The organism is Actinoallomurus soli (assembly GCF_024055715.1).
Classification (GTDB): Bacteria; Actinomycetota; Actinomycetes; order Streptosporangiales; family Streptosporangiaceae; genus Actinoallomurus; species Actinoallomurus soli.
In genome coordinates this window covers 1-17,952 of record NZ_JAMXMV010000032.1, presented here as the reverse complement: position 1 = coordinate 17,952, position 17,952 = coordinate 1, and the positions used below count along the sequence as shown (strand labels likewise).

The 17,952-nt window shown below is 73.2% G+C and carries 17 protein-coding genes; 11 read left to right on the top strand and 6 right to left on the bottom strand.

Annotated elements, in window-relative coordinates; translation table 11 throughout:
• Nucleotides 1-225: 225 nt before the first annotated feature.
• Both NDW01_RS39285 and NDW01_RS39280 read left to right on the top strand, forming a co-directional pair.
• Entirely contained in the window at nt 226-1,284 is a 1,059-nt protein-coding gene (locus NDW01_RS39285; RefSeq protein WP_252829593.1) for an LLM class flavin-dependent oxidoreductase, read from the top strand.
• Nucleotides 1,285-1,410: 126 nt separating this feature from the next.
• The gene (locus NDW01_RS39280) at nt 1,411-2,916 is read left to right on the top strand and encodes an AMP-binding protein (protein ID WP_252829592.1); all 1,506 of its coding nucleotides are present in this window, start codon (nt 1,411-1,413) and stop codon (nt 2,914-2,916) included.
• 29 nt (nt 2,917-2,945) lie between these two features.
• Here NDW01_RS39280 and NDW01_RS39275 read toward each other — a convergent pair whose 3' ends face one another.
• Nucleotides 2,946-3,386 (bottom strand): MarR family winged helix-turn-helix transcriptional regulator, encoded by a 441-nt coding sequence (locus NDW01_RS39275; protein ID WP_252829590.1) that lies wholly within the window; start codon nt 3,384-3,386, stop codon nt 2,946-2,948.
• Nucleotides 3,387-3,468: 82 nt separating this feature from the next.
• On the opposite strand from NDW01_RS39275, the gene NDW01_RS39270 reads away from it, so the two are divergent.
• Both NDW01_RS39270 and NDW01_RS39265 read left to right on the top strand, forming a co-directional pair.
• Nucleotides 3,469-4,650: an MFS transporter gene (locus NDW01_RS39270; protein WP_252829588.1), complete on the top strand. Its 1,182-nt coding sequence runs from the start codon at nt 3,469-3,471 to the stop codon at nt 4,648-4,650.
• Between the two features lie 39 nt (nt 4,651-4,689).
• On the top strand, nt 4,690-5,448 hold the full coding sequence (locus NDW01_RS39265) for an SDR family NAD(P)-dependent oxidoreductase (RefSeq protein ID WP_252829585.1): 759 nt from the start codon (nt 4,690-4,692) through the stop codon (nt 5,446-5,448).
• A gap of 9 nt (nt 5,449-5,457) precedes the next feature.
• Here NDW01_RS39265 and NDW01_RS39260 read toward each other — a convergent pair whose 3' ends face one another.
• The gene (locus NDW01_RS39260; protein ID WP_252829669.1) at nt 5,458-6,366 is read right to left on the bottom strand and encodes a cyclase family protein; all 909 of its coding nucleotides are present in this window, start codon (nt 6,364-6,366) and stop codon (nt 5,458-5,460) included.
• Nucleotides 6,367-6,392: 26 nt separating this feature from the next.
• Between NDW01_RS39260 and NDW01_RS39255 the strand changes: the two genes are divergently transcribed.
• A complete protein-coding gene (locus tag NDW01_RS39255) occupies nt 6,393-7,598 on the top strand; it encodes a serine hydrolase domain-containing protein (protein WP_252829583.1) in 1,206 nt (401 codons plus the stop codon).
• A gap of 10 nt (nt 7,599-7,608) precedes the next feature.
• Here NDW01_RS39255 and NDW01_RS39250 read toward each other — a convergent pair whose 3' ends face one another.
• Complete coding sequence (locus NDW01_RS39250; RefSeq protein WP_252829582.1) at nt 7,609-8,340, bottom strand: SDR family NAD(P)-dependent oxidoreductase; 732 nt, start codon at nt 8,338-8,340, stop codon at nt 7,609-7,611.
• Nucleotides 8,341-8,348: 8 nt separating this feature from the next.
• Nucleotides 8,349-8,978, bottom strand: a complete 630-nt coding sequence (locus tag NDW01_RS39245) for an isochorismatase family protein (RefSeq protein ID WP_252829579.1) — start codon at nt 8,976-8,978, stop codon at nt 8,349-8,351.
• A 79-nt stretch (nt 8,979-9,057) separates the two neighbouring features.
• Here NDW01_RS39245 and nfi point away from each other — a divergent pair, with 79 nt between their 5' ends.
• Nucleotides 9,058-9,729 (top strand): deoxyribonuclease V, encoded by a 672-nt coding sequence (gene nfi, locus NDW01_RS39240; protein ID WP_252829577.1) that lies wholly within the window; start codon nt 9,058-9,060, stop codon nt 9,727-9,729.
• Nucleotides 9,730-9,872: 143 nt separating this feature from the next.
• On the opposite strand, the gene NDW01_RS39235 is transcribed toward nfi, so the two are convergent.
• Nucleotides 9,873-11,519 (bottom strand): penicillin-binding transpeptidase domain-containing protein, encoded by a 1,647-nt coding sequence (locus tag NDW01_RS39235; protein WP_252829574.1) that lies wholly within the window; start codon nt 11,517-11,519, stop codon nt 9,873-9,875.
• A 129-nt stretch (nt 11,520-11,648) separates the two neighbouring features.
• Here NDW01_RS39235 and NDW01_RS39230 point away from each other — a divergent pair, with 129 nt between their 5' ends.
• The 5 genes from NDW01_RS39230 to NDW01_RS39210 are packed head-to-tail and all read left to right on the top strand — an operon-like array spanning nt 11,649 to nt 16,986.
• Nucleotides 11,649-12,047, top strand: a complete 399-nt coding sequence (locus NDW01_RS39230; protein ID WP_252829572.1) for a Zn-ribbon domain-containing OB-fold protein — start codon at nt 11,649-11,651, stop codon at nt 12,045-12,047.
• Complete coding sequence (locus NDW01_RS39225) at nt 12,044-12,382, top strand: VOC family protein (RefSeq protein ID WP_308211870.1); 339 nt, start codon at nt 12,044-12,046, stop codon at nt 12,380-12,382. The genes NDW01_RS39230 and NDW01_RS39225 overlap by 4 nt, the downstream gene beginning before the upstream one ends.
• A gap of 40 nt (nt 12,383-12,422) precedes the next feature.
• Nucleotides 12,423-13,997 (top strand): class I adenylate-forming enzyme family protein, encoded by a 1,575-nt coding sequence (locus NDW01_RS39220; RefSeq protein WP_252829570.1) that lies wholly within the window; start codon nt 12,423-12,425, stop codon nt 13,995-13,997.
• The gene (locus NDW01_RS44120) at nt 13,994-16,225 is read left to right on the top strand and encodes an acetate--CoA ligase family protein (RefSeq protein ID WP_252829568.1); all 2,232 of its coding nucleotides are present in this window, start codon (nt 13,994-13,996) and stop codon (nt 16,223-16,225) included. Before NDW01_RS39220 ends, NDW01_RS44120 begins: the two co-directional genes overlap by 4 nt.
• Complete coding sequence (locus NDW01_RS39210) at nt 16,225-16,986, top strand: glucose 1-dehydrogenase (protein ID WP_252829566.1); 762 nt, start codon at nt 16,225-16,227, stop codon at nt 16,984-16,986. The genes NDW01_RS44120 and NDW01_RS39210 overlap by 1 nt, the downstream gene beginning before the upstream one ends.
• A 41-nt stretch (nt 16,987-17,027) precedes the next feature.
• Here NDW01_RS39210 and NDW01_RS39205 read toward each other — a convergent pair whose 3' ends face one another.
• Nucleotides 17,028-17,570: a hypothetical protein gene (locus NDW01_RS39205; protein WP_252829564.1), complete on the bottom strand. Its 543-nt coding sequence runs from the start codon at nt 17,568-17,570 to the stop codon at nt 17,028-17,030.
• Between the last annotated feature and the right edge of the window lie 382 nt (nt 17,571-17,952).

Sequence of the window (17,952 nt, the reverse complement as noted above, 5' to 3'; positions counted from 1 at the left end):
GATCAGGGTGCCGCTCCCCCGAGCCAGACGATGCGTGGACACAAATGCTAGGGAAACGATCACTGCGGGGAAATACGTCGTTTGACATATTTTGTGACTATCACCGCCTGTATGCGGCAATTCACCGCAGGTATTGCCTCTTCGCGAATTCCGCCGGGACTCCATCGCGGGCGCGGCACCTGATACGCTTACCAAGCGAGCGCTTGGTACGGAGGTGCCGTCCGCATGAAGTTCTCCACGTTCCAGCTCTTCCACCGATTCGAGGGGCAGACCGTCCGGGAGGTGTACGACTACCAGATCGAGATCGCCGAGGTCTGTGAGGAGCTGGGCTTCGACGGGCTGTGGGTGGCCGAGCACCATTTCCGCGACTACGGCGTCGTGCCGAACATCTTCACGCTGCTGTCCAACCTCGCCGCGCGCACCGAGCGCATCCGGCTCGGCACCGGGATCGTCGTGCTGCCCCTGCACAACCCGGTGCACGTCGCGGAGGAGGCCGCGATGGTCGACCTGCTGTCCGGCGGCCGCCTGGAGATGGGCGTCGGGCGCGGCTACCAGAGCGTGGAGTTCGAGAGCTTCGGCGTCGACCTCGGCGAGGCACGCGAACGCTTCGACGAGGCCCTCGACATGATCATCGCGCTGTGGACCCGGGACACCGTCCACTTCCAGGGCGAGTACTACGGCACGGGCAACGAGGTGAGCCTCACCCCGCGGCCGGTGCAACGCCCGCACCCACCCCTGCACGTCGCCGCCGTCAGCCCCGAGACGGTGGAGCTGTACGCCGCGCGCGGACTGCCGATCCTCGCCGACCCCGCGGCGCCCTTCAAGAAGATCGCCAAGGCGGCGGAGACCTGGTACGCGACCGCACGCGCCAACGGGGTGGAGACCGAGGGGGCCGAGCTGGTCGCCACCCGGTCCGTGTACGTCGCGCCGACCGTCGAGCAGGCCCGCGCCGACCAGGAGCGCTTCGAGAGCTCCTTCGATCGCTCGCGCATCTTCAACCGGCAGAGCGCGCCCATCGACTCCAGGACCGGCCAGGTCGCCAAGGGATTCGAGTACTGGCAGGACCGCTACCTCAAGGGCGGCCAGGTCGGTGCCGACTTCCGCTGGGAGCAGCTGGAGGTCATCGGCGACCCCGACCGGGTGATCAACCAGATCAAGATGATCGGCGACTTCGGGTTCACGCACCTGATGTGCGACTTCGGCAGCACCCGGCCCGTCCCCATCGAGGAGATGAAGAGGGTCCTGAGGTTCTTCGCCGCCGAGGTGATGCCGGCCTTCCGCTGACCGGTCCTCCGCTGACCGGCCCTCCGCTGAGAGGGCGCCTCACGCGGCGGTGGCCGCCGGCCTTCGGGTGGCCTGCCTCGGCCCGCCGGCCTCCCCACGGCACGTCCCAACGTCGACAGGAGAGCGATGTCCGTACACGGGTTGACCCTCGGAGACGTCCTCGGCGAGCACCGGCGCGGCCGGCCGCTCGGCCTGGCGGTGGTGGACGCGGACGTCCGGCTGACCTATCCGCGGCTCGACGAGCGGGTGAACCGGCTCGCGAACGCGCTCGCCGCCGACGGGGTCGGCCCCGGCGAGCGCGTCCTGTGGCTCGGCCGGAACTCCTTCCGGATCCTGGAGCTGCTGCTGGCCGCCGCCCGGCTCGGCGCGATCTGCTGCCCGGCCAACTGGCGGCAGAGCGCCGACGAGCTGACGTTCGTGCTGGACGACCTGCGGCCCGCCGTCGTCGTGTTCGAGGAGTCCGAGGCGGCCGGGGAGTCCCGCGCCCGTACGACGGCTCCGGCGCGCTGGATCGCCGCGGGCGAGGAGTACGAGGCGTACGCCGCCGCGGGGGCGCCGGACGAGCCGGCCGTCGCGGTGACGCCCGACCTGCCGGTGCTCGCCCTCTACACGGCGGCGTTCGACGGGCGGCCCGCGGCGGCGCTGCTGAGCCACGCGGCACTGGTCGCGCACGCGATGACGCTGCTGCACATCCGGCGGATGGAGGACGGCTTCACCTACCTGAACTGCGGGCCGCTGTTCCACGTCGGGACGATGATGTTCTGCCTGGCGACCTTCCAGCTCGGCGGCACCAACGTCTTCACGCCCGCGTACGACCCGAAGGAGGTCTGCCGGCTCGTCGAGGCCGAGCGCTGCACGCAGGCGTTCCTGTTCGGGCCGATGATCGACCAGCTCGTCGAGGCGAACGCCGGCGGCACGTACGACCTGTCCTCCCTGCGCTTCGTCTCCCACTCCCCCGCGTGGGACGCCATGATCACGGTGGACGACAGCCCGTGGTGCGCGTCGAGGATGGGCGGGTACGGCCAGACCGAGGTGGGCGGCATGCTGACGTTCCTCGGCCTGGCGCCCGGCGGGCGGGGGTACGCCGGCCGGCCGTCCCCGCTCGCCCACGTGCGGATCCTGGACCCGGCGGGGGACGAGGTCCCGCCGGGCGAGACCGGTGAGATCTGCGCGCGGGGCGCGACGGTCTTCAGCGGCTACTGGAACCGGCCCGCGCTGAACGCGGCGAAGACGGCGGGCGGCTGGCACCACACCGGCGACCTCGGCCGCCGCGAGCCGGACGGCACCCTCACGTTCATCGGCCCGAGACTGCGGATGATCAAGTCGGCGAACGAGAACATCTACCCCGCCGAGGTCGAGCGCGCGCTCAAGGACCACGAGGGCGTCGCGGACGCGGCCGTGATCGGCGTGCCCGACCCCGAGTGGGGCCAGAACGTCAAGGCGATCGTGGTCCCGAAGGACGGCGCGGCGCTGACGCGGGAGGAGGTCGTCGAGCACGTACGGTCGCGGATCGCCTCGTATAAGAAGCCGCGGCACGTGGAGTTCGCCGCCTCGATCCCGAAGAAGGGCCACACGCCGGACTACGACGCGCTCGACGCCGAGTACGGCGGAGGCGGCTACCCGGGCCACTGACCGTCCTTGGAGCAGGTCGGCCGCCGTGGTCAGGTGACGAGGGCCTGGAGCAGGTCGCGCAGGGTCTCCTGTTGCGTGGGGCCGAGGGCGGCCAGCGGCGAGTGGGCGTTCAGGCGTTGCAGAACGTCGCTCCGGTAGCGGTCGCCCGCGGGCGTGAGCACGATCTGCTTGGCGCGCCGATCGGTCGGGTGCGGCCGCCGCTCGATCAGACCCTGCTGTTCCAGCCGGTCGAGAACGAATGTGGCGTTGGAAGCCTCGCAGACCATCCGCTTGGCCAGCTCCCGCGCGGTGATCGGGTCCGACAGCTCTCGCAGCGCGATCACCTGGGTGGGGGTCAGCCCCAGCTCGTCGGCGACGGCGCGTACATGGACGTCCAGCTTCTGGGTGAACCGGTGGATCAGCTTGCACACGTCCCGGTCGATCTGCCCGTCCGTCACCGGGTCCGCCGCCGCGTCACGTCGCTCCGCCATGGCGTCAGTCTAGTCGAACTGTTTCGAGTCATGATAGTTATGACTCGAAATACAACAGCTCGAACTACTTTGGGGCGATGCCGTGCCGCTTCCGGTCTTCTCTCTCATGCTGGTGGTCTTCGGCCTGACCACCGGGGAGTTCGTCATCGCGGGGATCCTGCCGGACGTGTCACACGAGTTGTCGGTGTCCGTTCCGGCGGCGGGGCTGCTGGTCAGCGCCTACGCCCTCGGCATGATCATCGGAGGGCCGGTGATCACCACGCTGACCGCGCGACTGCCCCGCCGCCCCCTCGTCGCCGGGCTCATCGCCACCTCCATCGCCGGTAACGCCGCCTCGGCCCTCGCGCCCAGCTACCCGATCCTGCTGGCCGCGCGCTTCGTCGCCGGTCTGGTGGTGGCCACCTTCTTCGCCGTCGCGATCTCCATCGCCGTCTCGACCGCACCCGCGGGCAGGCAGGCCTCCACCGTGGCGCGGTTGACGCTGGGCATGAACCTCGGGATCGTCGCCGGCACACCGCTGGGCACGTTCATCGGCCACGACCTCGGCTGGCGGGCGACCTTCGCCGCGGTGGCCGCGTTCAGCGCCGCCGCCCTGGCCCTGGTGGTGCGGTCGGTCCCCGACCGGCCCGCCCCGACCGTCCGCTCGCTGGCGGGCGAGCTGCGCGTGTTCACCGGACGGGACGTCATCCTGGCCATCGCCCTGACCGCGGCGGGGAACCTCGGGGTCGTCACCGTCTTCAGCTTCCTGGCGCCACTGGCCACCGACGTCAGCGGGTTCTCCGAGGAGGCGGTGCCGGTGCTGCTGCTGGTGTACGGAACCGGCGCCGTCATCGGCAACGCGCTGGGCGGATGGCTGGCCGACAGGGCACTCATGCCTTCGCTGGCCGGTCTGCTGACCGCCTTGGCGGGCGTGCTCGCTATCGGCGGGCCGGCCAGTGGCCAGCAGGTCTCCGCCGCGGTGCTGTGGTTCGTGCTGGGCGTCCTGGCCTTCGCCATCATCCCGGGCATGCAGACGCGGGTGCTGACCACCGCCCAGGCCGCCCCCACCCTCGCCATCGCCGTCAACGCCTCCGGCTTCCAGCTCGCCGCCGCGTTCGCCGGCTGGCTCGGCGGACGGCTCATCGACGGCCCCGGACCGGCTTCGATCTACCCCGTCGCCGCCGCTCTCACCGTCGCGGGCCTGCTCATCGCGCTCTACTCGCTACGACGCGACCGCCGTCCCGTCGCCGCACCCGCCCCTGAGCAACCCGCCGCCCGGCGCTGAGGCCCGTCACCGGCGATCACAAGAGGAGACAGATCACCCATGGATACGACGGAACGGCCGTTGAACGGCAAGGTCGCCCTGGTCACCGGCGGATCGCGCGGCATCGGCGCGGTGACCGCACGGGCGCTCGCGGCCGGCGGCGCCGCGGTGGCGATCAGCTACACCGCCTCCGCCGCCAAGGCCGACGACGTGGTCACCGCCATCGAGCGCGCGGGCGGGCGCGCCGCCGCCCACCGCGCCGACCAGAGCGACCCGCACGAGGTCGCCGACCTGGTGCACCGCGTGGCCGCCGACTTCGGCCGGCTCGACATCCTGGTCAACAACGCCGCGGTATTCGTCACCGGCAGAGTCGACGACGCCGAGGCCGACCTGGCCGCCCTCGACCGGCAGCTGGCCGTCAACCTCGGCGGCGTCACCTCCGCCATCCGGGCCGCCGCCGTCGTCCTGCGGGACGACGGCCGCATCATCACCGTCGGCTCCATGCAGGCCACCCGGCCAGGGTTCCCGGGCGTGGCGGACTACGTCGCCACCAAGGCCGCCATCGTCGGCTACACGAAGGGAGCCGCCCGCGACCTCGGACCACGCGGTATCACGGTCAACGTCGTCCAACCCGGCTCGGTGGCCACCGACATGAACCCGCCGCACGGTCCTTTCGCGGACGTCCAGCGTGCCGCCAACGCGATGGGACGCTTCGGCACTCCGGAGGAGATCGCGGCGGGCATCGCCTTCCTGGCCGGTCCGAACGCCTCTTTCATCACCGGCGCCGTCCTCGACATCGACGGTGGCTACCTGGCGTGATCTCGACGGTCACAGGATCGCCAGGGGGTTGATCGGGCTGGCGGTGCCGCCCTCGATGACCAGCGGGGCCGCCACGAACAGGAAGTCCGTACGGCCGGTCGCGGCGAGCTCCTCCAGCCACAGCATCTCGGCCAGGTGGATCCCGTGCCGCCACAGGAAGAGCAGATGAAGGTCGTCGCCGAGGTCCTCGTCGGCGAGTTGGTGCTCGTTGAGCCCGCCGATCGCGGCGTTGTCGCACGCCACCATCGCGACGTCCCGCTCCGCCAGCCAGCGCCCGCCGCCGGCCGACAGGCCCGGCTGCCCGGCCCAGTACGCCTCCGGGGAGTCCTGCCAGGTCAGCGGCCAGCCCGTACGGATGACGGCGATGTCGCCGGGGCGGACCTCCACCCCGCACGCCGCCAGGTCCTCCGCGGAGACGCGGTCCCCGGCCGCCAGGTGACGGACGCCCCTGAGCCGTGGGACGTCGAACAGCACTCCGCGACCGACGACCGGACCCGCCTTGTCGATGCCGCACCGCGTCGCGCCGTACGAGCGCACCCGCCCGGCGGGGTGCCCGTTGTACAGCTCGTCGCCGGTCCACATGTGGCACAGCGCGTCCATGTGGGTCGTGGTCCCGTGCGGGGTGACCACGATGGCGTCGTCGGCCATCCGCAGTCCCGCGCCGATCGGCCGGGCGCCCGCGGCGTAGTCGCCCGCGTCGACGGACATGAAGTGCTGGGGCAGCGGGCGTCCGCGCAGGTGCGGGACGGTGGTCGGCGCGGGGGACGACGTCGCACCGCGGATCGGCAGCGACAGGCTCAGCGGCCGGCCCTCGCGGACGCAGGCCACGGCGGTGCGCACGACCTCGGGAGTGAGGAGGTTGAGCGCGCCTCGTTCGTCGTCCGCTCCCCACCGGCCCCAATTAGACTCGCTCACAATTCCGGTCCCCTCCAGGAGTCAGGTACATGATCGAAGGTCACTGCGATCCGGCGTTCGAGGCGGTACGTACGGCGTTCACCGACGGCTTCGAGCGAGGTGAGGAGTTCGGCGCCGCCGTGGCGGTCTTCGCGGGCGACCGGTGCGTCGTGGACCTCTGGGGCGGCGTCGCGGACCGCAGGTCGGGCCGGCCGTGGGAGCGCGACACGACCTGCCTGGCCTTCTCCTGCACCAAGGCGGTGACCGGCACGGCGGCCCTCCTGCTCGCCGAGCGCGGCCTGTACGACCTGCAGGCCCCGGTGACGTCGTGGTGGCCGGAGTTCGGCGCCGCCGGAAAGGAGCACGCGACCGCCGAGCACCTGCTGTCGCACCAGGTGGGACTGCCCGCGCTGGCTCGGGACGTCCCGGTCGCCGAGGCCCACGACCCGGCCGCGGTGGCGGCGCTGCTGGCGGCGCAGGCGCCGGAGTGGAAGCCCGGCACCGCCCACGGGTATCACGCGCTGACGTACGGCTGGCTGGCCGGGGAGATCGTCCGCCGCTGCTCGGGCCGCACGGTCGGTGCGTTCGTGCGCGACGAGATCGCCGGACCGCTCGACCTGGACCTGCACGTCGGCGCGCCCGACGACGTCATCGCGCGCACCGCGCGGCTCAGCGCGGGCCGTAAGGTCGACAAGGGCGCCTCGGAGCGCAAGGGCGGGCCGAGCGCGACCGGGGAGGTGCCCCGCCCCATGAACCCGAACGACCCGCTCGCCAAGATGATGGCCGGGTTCCGCGACCCGGACAGCCTGCTGAACCGGACGTTCGGCAACCCCGACATCAACCGCCTGCCCGGCGGCAACAACAACCCCGAGATGCTGCGGGCCGGCTGGCCCGCGCTCGGCATGGTGACGACCGCCCGCGCGCTCGCCGGCTTCTACCGCGACCTGCTGGCCGGCCGGATCGTCTCCCGTACGACGCTGCGCGACGCCGTCGTCCGCCGGGTCGCCGGACCGGACCGCGTCATGTACATCGACAGCTCCTTCGGCCTGGGCTTCATGCGGCCGTCGCTGGTGTTCCTCACGCCCAAGGCCGGCTGGGACTCGGCGTTCGGGCACACGGGCCTGGGCGGCTCGATCAGCCTCGGCGACATCGAGAGCGGCCTGACCGTCGCCTACATCCCGAACCGCATGGGCGACGAGGTCTCCGGCGGCGTCCGCGCCTACCGCCTGCTCGAGGCGGCGTACGGGAGTCTGTGAGCGGTCCACGTCAGCACATGGTGATGCCGCCGCTGACGGACAGGGTCTGGCCGGTGATGTAGCCGGCCCGGTCGGTGCAGAGGAACGCCACCAGGCCCGCCACGTCGTCGGGCCGTCCGATGCGGCGCAGCGGGATCCCCCGGGCGAGCTTGTCCACCAGGCCGGGGTGGCGTTCGGCGACCGCGCGCTGCATCGGGGTGTCGGTCGGGCCGGGGCAGACCACGTTGCTGGTGACGCCCTGCCGGGCGGCCTCGCGCGCCAGGGTCTTGGCCAGCCCGAACAGCCCCGCCTTCGTCGCGGCGTACGCCCCCTCGCCGCCCGAGCCCGCCCGCGCGCCGTCGGAGGAGATGAACACCAGCCGCCCCCAGCCGCGCATGCCCGGCAGCAGCAGGCGCGTGAGGTACATCGGGGCGCGCAGGTTGATCCGCCACATGAGGTCCCAGGACGCCGGGTCGCTGTCGACGAACGGCTCGACGATGCCGACCCCGGCGTTGTTCACGAGGACGTCGACCCGGCCGGCGCGGGCCGCCAGGTCGTCGATGCTGGCCGGGTCGGCCAGGTCGACCCGCTCGGCGACGGCGTCCGGGAGGCCGGCGGCGGTCGCGCGGGCGGCCTCCTCGTCGAGGTCGGCGACGACGACGCGGGCGCCCAGCCCCGCGAGGTCGGCGCAGATCGCCGTGCCGATCCCGCCGGCGCCTCCGGTCACCAGCGCGGTGCGCCCGGCGAGCGACAACCCGTCCATCCGGCCTCCTAGACGGTCTTCCAGGCTCGTACGAGCTCGTCGGCCGTGGCGCGGGCGGCGAGCAGGGCGACCGTGTGGGTCAGGACGGCGTCGGCGTAGTCGGCGGGCACGCCCGCCATCGCGTCGGTGACCGCCACGACCCGGTAGCCGAGGTTCACGGCCTCCAGGCACAGACCCGGGACGCCGAGGTTGAGCGAGACCCCGACGGCGACGACGGTGCGGACGCCGAGGGAGCGCAGGGTCTGGTCCAGGGACGTGCCGGTGAACGGCGAGAAGCCGTGGTAGCGCCGCGACTCCAGGTCCGCCGGGCCGGACAGCTCCGGCACGACCTCGATCGCCGGGGTCCCCTCCAGCATGTGCGCCGGGTCGCGCAGCAGCCTGCGGACGAACGGCGCGTTGTCGGTGTGGCTGCCGGCCCGGTCGGCGCGGAACGCCGCGGTGCACTGCACGACCGGGACGCCGACGGCCCGCGCCGCGGCGGCGACCCGCGCGGCGTTGCGGATCACGTCGCCGGCGGCGCAGGCGCCGGCGAGGGCGGGGAAGCCGGTCAGATCGCCGACGACGCCCCGCTGCATCTCCATCACCAGGACGGCGGCGTGTCCTCCCGGCTCGGCGAGCTCGGCGAGGGTGATCGACATGCCGCAACGATAAGCGAGCGAGCACTTGCTTGGGTAGCCCGATCGGCCGACCGGCCGGATGCCGGTAGCGTGATCCCTCGTGGAAGTACCGGATCTCCCCCCGTGGCCGGCCACCGTCCGTGAGGCCGAAGCCGTACAGGACCGGCTGCGCTCCCGCGTCGACCTCCTCTGCGCGGACCCGCCGTCCGTGCGGACCGTCGCCGGACTCGACGTCGCGTACGCCGAGGACCGGCTGGCCGCGGCCGTCGTCGTCCTCGACCTGGACCGTCTCGAGGTGGTCGAGGAGACCGTCGTCCTCGACCGGCCCACCTTCCCCTACGTGCCGGGGCTATTCGCGTTCCGCGAGCTGCCGGCGCTGATCACGGGGCTGCGGCGGCTCAGTGTCACCCCGGACCTGCTGATCTGCGACGGCCACGGGCTCGCGCACCCGAAACGGTTCGGCCTGGCCTGCCACCTGGGCGTGCTGACGGGCCTGCCGGCGATCGGCGTCGGCAAGACGCGGCTGGTCGGCGCGTACGACGAGCCCGGCACCGACCGCGGGTCCTGGAGCGCCGTCACGGAGGACGGCGAGGTGGTCGGCCGCGCGTTGCGCACGCAGACGGGCGTCCGCCCGGTGTTCGTCTCCGTCGGTCACCGCGTCGACCTGGACACCGCGTGCGCCGTCACGCTGCGGCTGACGCCGCGCTACCGCCTGCCGGAGAGCACCCGGCGCGCGGACCGCCTGTCGCGCCGCGCGCTCGCCGCCGCCTGAGCCCGTCCGTCAAAGCCTCGGGCGCCTGGACCCCGGACGTCAGAGCCCGTCCGTCCGGCCTCCGGCCGTCCGGGGCCCTGGTCGGCCGAGTCCCGGTCGGCCGGGGCTCGGCCGGCCGGGTCCCGGCCGTCAGCGCCGGTCGCCTACAGGGCCTTCAGGAAGCGGGCGGCGATGGGCGCGGCGGCCTTGGCGCCGAAGCCGCCGCCCTCGACGACGACGGCGAACGCCACGTCGCCGCGGAAGCCCATGAACCAGGCGTGTGTCGGCGGCATCTTGCCGTTCTGCGCCGAGCCGTACTCCGCCGTGCCGGTCTTGCCCGCCGTCCCGGACGGCAGCCCGGCCGGCTTGGCGGTGCCGGAGGTCACCACGGCCCGCATCATCCCCTCCAGCCGATCCCTCGCCGTCGGGTCGAGCCGGCCGGGCTTGGCCTTCTGCGGCACCTGCGGCTCGGTGACGAACACCGGCGGCCGCCAGGTGCCGTCCGCGACCCCGGCCGCGACCCCGGCGATGCTGAGGGCGTTGGCCAGGTCCCGGCCCTGGCCGAAGCCGGCGACCGCCTTCTCCGCGTCGCTGGTGGGCGTGGGGAAGCTGCCGGCCGTGGCGGTGACGCCGGGATCGATCTTCTGGTTGAAGCCGAGCGCGTTCGCCGCGCTCGACAGCTTCGAGACGCTGAGCAGCTTCTGGGTCTGCAGCGCGAACGCGGTGTTGCAGGACTCCGCTAGCGCGTCCTTGAACGTCATCTTGGCGGCGCCGCCCTCGCCCTCGGAGTTGTGGATCACCTGCCCGCCGACGTTGGCGGTCTTGGGGCACTGGACGGAGGACGAGGGGCTGAGCCCGGCCTGCAGCAGCGCGTACGCCGTGACGACCTTGAAGGTGGAGCCGGGCGGGTAGGTGCCCTGCAGCGCGCGGTCGAAGCCGCCCGGGATGTTGCCGACCGCGAGGATCTGTCCGGTCGCGGGGCGGATCGCCACCATGGACGTCGGCTTGCCCTGGCCCTGGAGCGCGCTGGACATCGCGCGCTGCACGTGCAGATCGAGGCTCGTCCTGACGTTCTGGCCGGGCTTGCCGGTGAAGCCGCCGACGGCCTTCACGGTGTGCCCGGACGCGTCGGCGGTCGAGATGGTCGTGGTGGGCGTGCCGGCCAGCCGCTTGTCGTACCGCTGCTGGATGCCGAACTGCCCGACGACGTCCCCCTTGACGTACGGCGTGCCGAGCTTCTTGGCCTGCTTGTCAGTCAGCGGCGCGGTGGTCCCGACCAGCTGCTGGACCGAGCCGGACACGTCGGGTCCGTCGATGGGCGTGCCGTCGGCGGCGAGGACGCTGCCGCGTTTGAGCCACTTGGCCGAAGTCGTGAAGTGCTGGCCGGCGTGCAGGTCGGGGTGGACGGACTCCGGGGCCCAGGCGACCTTCCACTTACGGTCGCTGGTCACCAGGCGCAGGCTCCCCTGGTACCTCCAGACCCCGGCCGGCAGGGTGAGCACCGCCGTGAAGGGCGCGGTCGCCCGCTTCCCATGGTGGGTCACGGCGCCGAGTGAGACGTCGACCTTCGTGGCGCCGAGATCGGTGCGCAGACCCTGGTAGTACCGGTCGAAGTCGGCCGGCGGCGTGACGGTCGCGGCCCGCATCGCCGCGAGGTCCCCGTGCCGCCAGCCGGCCAGGAAGTCCTCCGCCGTCTGCCGTGGGCTCCCCTTGGTGCGCAGCAGGACGTACGCTCCACCGCCCGCGGCACCCAGAACCACCACCACGGCGGCGGCGGCGACGATGATCAGCCAGAGTCTCTTGTTACGCATCGGCCCCGTTTTTCCCAGCGTTAACGTTCCCCTCGCCGGACAATCGTAGTGGCCGCCGTCAAAGCGGGCCGGAAGCACAAGATCACCATCTCTTGCCCGCCAACCAAGCGTACGCTAGCTTGGCATTCGATGGACCCGCGCCCGCTGCCCCGGCCGAGCGCGCTGACCGCGCCCTACTGGGAGGCGTGCCAGCGCGGTGAGCTCACCGTTCAGCGCTGCCGCGACTGCGGCCGCCGCGTCCACCTTCCCGAGCCCGCCTGCCCGTACTGCGGCGGCACGGACCTGCCGTACGAGGCGGTGTCCGGGCGCGGCAGCGTGCACACGTTCAGCGTCGTCCACCGCGCGTTCCTGCCGGGGTTCGAGGTCCCGTACGTCATCGCCTGGATCGACCTGGAGGAGGGCGTCCGGGCGTTCGGCAGCGTCGTCGGCGACATCGCCCCGGAGGACGTGCGGATCGGCATGCCCGTACGGGTCCGCTTCGACGACCTCCCCGGATTCGGCCGCATCCCCAACTGGAGGCCAGCGTGAAGATCGGCAACGTCCTGTATCCGGTGCGCGACGTCGATCGGGCCGTCGCCTTCTACCGCGACGGCCTCGGGCTCGCCGTGAAGTTCACCGACGGCGGCCGGTTCGCCGCGCTGGACGCGGGCGGCACGACGTTCGCGCTGGCCGGACCGGCCGAGGACGTCACCGGCGGGCGCCCGGCCGCCTCGTTCAAGGTCCCCGACGTCCCGGAAGCCGTGGAGCGGCTCACCGCGGCCGGCGCGCGGCTCGTCGGCGGCCCGGACGAGGGACCGCACGAGACGCGCGCCGTGCTGTGCGACCCGGACGGCAACCCCCTCGTCGTCTACGCGCCCCGCTGACCGCCCGAACCCGATCCCCTCCCCGCACCAGGAGACGCCAGTGGCGCGATCACCATTCGGCAACTACGGGCACGCGATCCTCACCGCCGGCGCGCTGCGCACCCCCGACAAGGTGGCGCTGACCTACTGCGGCCGGACGAACGTCACCTATGACGCGCTGAACAGGAGGGTCAACCGGGTGGCGCACGCGCTGCTGGAGGCGGGGATCCGCCCCGGGCAGCGCGTCGCCTCCCTGCTGAACGAGACGCTCAACGTCGCCGAGGTCTACCTCGCGCAGATGAAGCTGGGCTCGGTGGTCTGCGCGCTGAACCCCTACTGGCCGGAGGACACGCTCGCCCGGGTCGTCGAGCACTCCGGGTGCACCGCCTTCGTGTACGACGCGAGCGTCGAGAGGCTCGTCGCGGCCGTGCGGCCGAGGCTGCCGGGCGTGCGGCTGTGGCTGCGGGTCGGCGGACCCGCCGAGGACGCCGTCGACCTGGACACGCCGGCCGCCGCGGCGGCGGAGGACGAGCCGCCCCTGGGCGGGCACGGCGACGACCTGATGGCCCTGTTCTACACGTCGGGCACGACCGGCCTGCCGAAGGCGGTCCGGCACACCCACGCCTCCAGCCTGGCGTCCGCGCAGATCTGGCTGGACATCCCGCACGGCGCCGACTCGGTGATGGGCACCGGCGCGATCATCTGGGGCATCGGCTTCCCGGCGCTGGTCGGCCCGGCGTTCTACGCGGGCATGCGGCTGGTGCTCGAACAGGACTGGGGCCCGGCCAACTTCCTCACGGTCGTGCCGCGCGAGCGCGTCACCCACGTCAGCCTGATCCCCAGCTTCTTCTCGGCCCTGCTCGGCTCGGACGAGCACACCGACGTGGACCTGTCGTCGCTGCGCGCGATCGTCCTCGGCGGCGAGCCGCTGCTCCCCTCCCTCCGGGAGAAGATCATGAAGCGGCTGCCCGGTGCGGCGATCTTCAGCTACTACGGCCAGACCGAGGCGCCGTACACCTGCATCGGCCGCCAGGACGACGGCAGCCAGGACATCGCCTCCGTCGGCCGGGCCCGTACGTCCACGGCGGTCCGGGTGACCGGCCCCGACGGCGAGCGGATCGTGAACCGGGTCGGCGAGATCAACCTGACCGGGCCGAACCTCATGCAGGGCTACGACAGGCTGCCGGAGAAGACCACGCAGGTGCTGCGCGACGGCTGGTACGTCGGCGGAGACCTCGGCATCGTCGACGACGACGGCTTCCTGACCGTGCTCGGCCGGCGCGAGGACGCCATCCTCAAGTGCGGCGTGTGGTCCCAGCCGAGCGGCCTGGAGGACGCGGCCCTCGAGCTGGACGGCGTGGCCGAGGCGGGCGTCGTGGGAGTCCCGGCGCAACCGGAGGGCGAGGACGCGGTCGAGCAGCGCGTCCTGGTGGCGGTCGTCCCCCGGGCCGGGGCGAGCCTCGACCCAGGGGACCTGAGGGCCCGGCTCGCCGCCCGGCTGCCCGCCCACCAGACGCCCGACCTCGTGGTCGTGGCGGACGAACTGCCGCACACCCAGGACGCCTCCGGCGGCCCGGGCAAGCTGCTGCGCCGTGAGATCCGCACCCGCTACGCCGACCTCCTGGAGCGGCCGTGACGCACCCCGAACGACCCGGCGTGGTCGCCGAGCACGTCGTCAAGGACCTGGTGTCCGGGTTCGGGATCGCGGTGCCGCGCGGCGCGACCACCCCGGCCGCGGAGGACGTCGCCGCCACGGCGAGCGGGCTGACCCCGCCGCTCGTCGTCAAGGCGTACGGCCCCGGGCTGGTGCACAAGAGCGACGCCGGGGCCGTGCGGCTGGGGCTCGGCTCACCGGTCGAGGCCGCGCGGGCCGCGGCCGACATCCGGACGGCGCTGGTCGCCTCGGGCGTCGCGATCGAGGGCTACCTCGTCGAGGAGCAGGCGCCGCCGGGCGTGGAGGTGATCGTCGGCGCGGTGCGCGACCCGTCGTTCGGGCCGGTGATCCTGGCCGGCCTCGGCGGGGTCTGGACCGAGGTGCTCCGCGACACCGCCCTGCGGCTGTGCCCCATCACCGAGGACGACGCACGGGACATGCTCGCGGAGCTGCGCGGCGCCGCCCTGCTCGACGGCCTCCGCGGCTCACCGGCGGCCGACCGGGACGCCCTCGTCAAGGTGCTGCTCGCGGTCGGCGGCCCCGGCGGCGTGGTCGAGAGCCTGGGCGACGGGTTCACGGAGTTCGAGCTGAACCCGGTGATCTGCACGCCCGAGGGCGCGGTCGCGGTCGACGCCCGCCTCCTGCGCCCGTCCCCTCCCACAGCCGACGCCCGCCTGCCGCGCCCGTTCTCCGCCTGGCAGGCCGGGGACACCCGGCTGCCGGGCCCCTCTCCCGCCGAGACGGCCGAGACGGCCGAGGGCGGCCGCCCGCCGCGCCCGTCGCCCGCCGAGCGGGCCGGACGGCGGGGACCGGGGAACGGGCCGCAGGACTTCACCCGGCTGTTCGCGCCGCGCGGCGTCGCGGTCGTGGGCGCCTCCGCCAAGCGGCCGAACTTCGGCAACATGTTCCTCGCCTTCTACCGCGCGGCCGGATACTCCGGCCGGCTCGTGGCCGTCCATCCGACCGCCGGCGAGATCGACGGGGTGCCCTGCGTGCCCTCCCTCGCGGGCGCCGGCGTCGACTACGCGCTGGTCGCCGTCCCCGCCGAGCGCTGCCCGGACGTCGTGCGCGAGGCCCGCGGCGTCCCGTTCGTCCAGGTGATGAGCGGCGGCTTCCGTGAGACGGGCGCGGCGGACCTGGAGGAGGACCTCGTCGCCGCCGCCCGCGAGGCGGGCGTACGGCTGCTGGGTCCCAACTGCATGGGGGTGTACGCCCCGGCGGGCGGCCAGACGTTCATCGGCGGGCGGCCGGGGCCGCCTGGGCGGATCGCGCTGATCTCGCAGAGCGGCGGCCTGGCCGGAGAGGTCGTCCGGGTCGGCGAACGCCGGGGCCTGGCCTTCTCCAAGGTGGCCACGGTCGGCAACAGCGCCGACGTCGGACCGGCCGAGCTGCTGCGTCATCTCGCCGACGACGATGGGACCTCGGTGATCGGCCTGTACCTGGAGGACCCACGGGACGGCAGGGCGCTGTTCGAGGCCCTGCGGGCGGTGACCAAGCCGGTCGTCGCCCTCGTCGGAGGCCGTTCGGCGCAGGGCCACCGGGCCGCCGTGTCGCACACCGGCGCGATGGTCGGCGACGCCCGGATCTGGACGGCGCTCGCCCGGCAGACCGGGCTGCCGCTGGTCACCGCCCAGGACGACCTGATCGGCGCGCTCGACCTCCTCGACCTGCACGCCGGACGGGACGTGCCCGCGTCCGCCGACGTCCTCGTCGTCGGGCCGAGCGGCGGGGCCGGCGTGCTCGCCGCCGACGCCCTCGACCGCGCCGGGCTGCGGCTGGCCCCGCTGCCCGGCGTGGACCTCGGCCTGCCGGTCGGCGCCGTCCCCGGCAACCCCCTGGAGATCCCGGTGGGCCCGCGCGGCAGACCGGACCTCGTCGGGCGGGTCGTCACGGCGATCCAGCGGGCCGCGCGGCGGCCGTACCCGGACGTGCTGACCCACGTGAACGTGCAGAGCTTCTTCACGTTCGGCGACAGCGCGGACCCGCTGCTCGCGTACGCGCACGCGGTCGGGGAGCTGCAGCGCGGGCTGACCGGGACGAGGGTGGCCCTCGTACTGCGCAACGCCGAGTACGCACCGCCCGGCGTCGAGGACGAGCTGCGGGCGATCGCCCGCTCGGCGGGCGTACCGACCTATCGGAGCATCGAGGCGGCGGCCACGGCGGTCGCGGCCGCCAAGGTCCGCGACCAGCGACGGGAGCGTGAGGTGTGATGGGCAGGCTGGACGGCAAGGTCGCGCTGATCACCGGCGGCGCGCGCGGCATGGGCAGGGCGCACGTGAGGCGCTTCGTCGCCGAGGGCGCCAGGGTGGTCTTCGGCGACGTCCTGGAGGAGGAGGGCGGCAGGCTCGCCGCCGAACTCGGTGACGCGGCGCGCTTCGTGCCGATGGACGTCACCCGGCCCGACGACTGGCGGAAAGCCGTCGAGGCCGCCGTGACCGCCTTCGGCGGCCTCACCGTACTGGTGAACAACGCCGGGATCATCAAGCACCGGTCGATCGAGGACATGACCCTGGAGGAGTGCACCCGGATCATCGAGGTCAACCTCATCGGGCAGTGGCTGGGCGTCAAGTCGGTCATCGGGCCGATGCGGGCGGCCGGCGGCGGGTCGATCGTGAACGTCTCCTCGACCGAGGGCTTCATCGGCGCCGCCGGGCTGGCCGCGTACAGCGCCAGCAAGTTCGGCGTCCGTGGGCTGACCAAGGCGGCGGCGCGCGAGCTCGGCCCGTACGGCATCCGGGTCAACTCCATCCACCCGGGCGCCATCCTCACCGCGATGGCCATGGACCCGGACGTCGTCGCGGCGACCGCGAGCAGCGCCGAGGCGTTCTTCAACGCGCTGCCGCTCAAGCGGATGGGCAAGGCGGAGGAGGTGCCGGGGCTGGTGGTCTTCCTCGCCTCGGACGAGTCCGGCTACTGCACCGGCAGCGAGGTCCTCATCGACGGCGGCATGCTCACCGGCGCCGGTTACTGACCGGCGCAACGCGATGGTCCGGTGGCATGCCCGGCGGGCGCTCAGCGCTCGGCGGCCATGCGCAGGGCCAGCGCCGTCTTCGCCAGCTCGTCGGCCGAGGCGGCCGACCCGGCGACCACGCCCAAGGTGGCGCCGTCGCCCCACGCGCAGCCGGCGCCGCCCTGCGCTCCCACCGCACAGCGCAGCACGCCGCCGAGCGGACCCGGCGGGTAGTCCTTGGGACCGGTCAGCGGCATGGCCGCGAGGGCGGAGTCCACCTCGAAGGACGGCGGGTTGGCCCGGAGCTCCTTCGCGATGGCCGGATGGTCGCCGGCCGCCAGCCCGAGGAAGGCGATCCGCTGCTGGGCGTTCCCGCGCCGCTCGTAGATGCCGATCCGCATCTTCGCGGCGTACGCCGCGTTCTGCTTCGCCTGGGCGTCGCGGATCGCCTGGATGACCCGTTCGGCGTCCGGCCCGGTCATCCGCGTGTAGTCGTCGAAGGAGCCCGGGACCGTGATCCGGCGCTGCGCGCCCGCCGAGGGACTCGCCGTCCGGCCGTACGCCGTCGTCCGCACGCCCGACGACCCACAGCCGATGAGCACCACGCTCGATATCAGGGCGAGCGCCCCGACGGACGGCCGGAAGACCGCCCGCGCACGCTCTCCAGACCGCCTCCGACCGCTGAAGGTCGCCATATCCGCCAAGCTACGCGGCGGACGACCGGCGATTACCCACTGGAGGAACAGATCGCCTAAACACCCCTTCAAGCCGGACAGACCCGAAAAGCACGGCTTCGGGCGGGGCGCCATCCGAACACTGACAGATCACCGGCGTCCGCTGCCTCCAGAAGGGCGGTAGGCGCCAGTGATCTGTGAGTGTTTGGGTGGCGCTTGTGGGTGGAGTGCTGTCAGGCTCGGTGCCCGGCGATCTGGGTTGACTCTCCAGTGATCTGGCCGTCCTTTGAGGGCGTGCCTTGGACTTGACCTG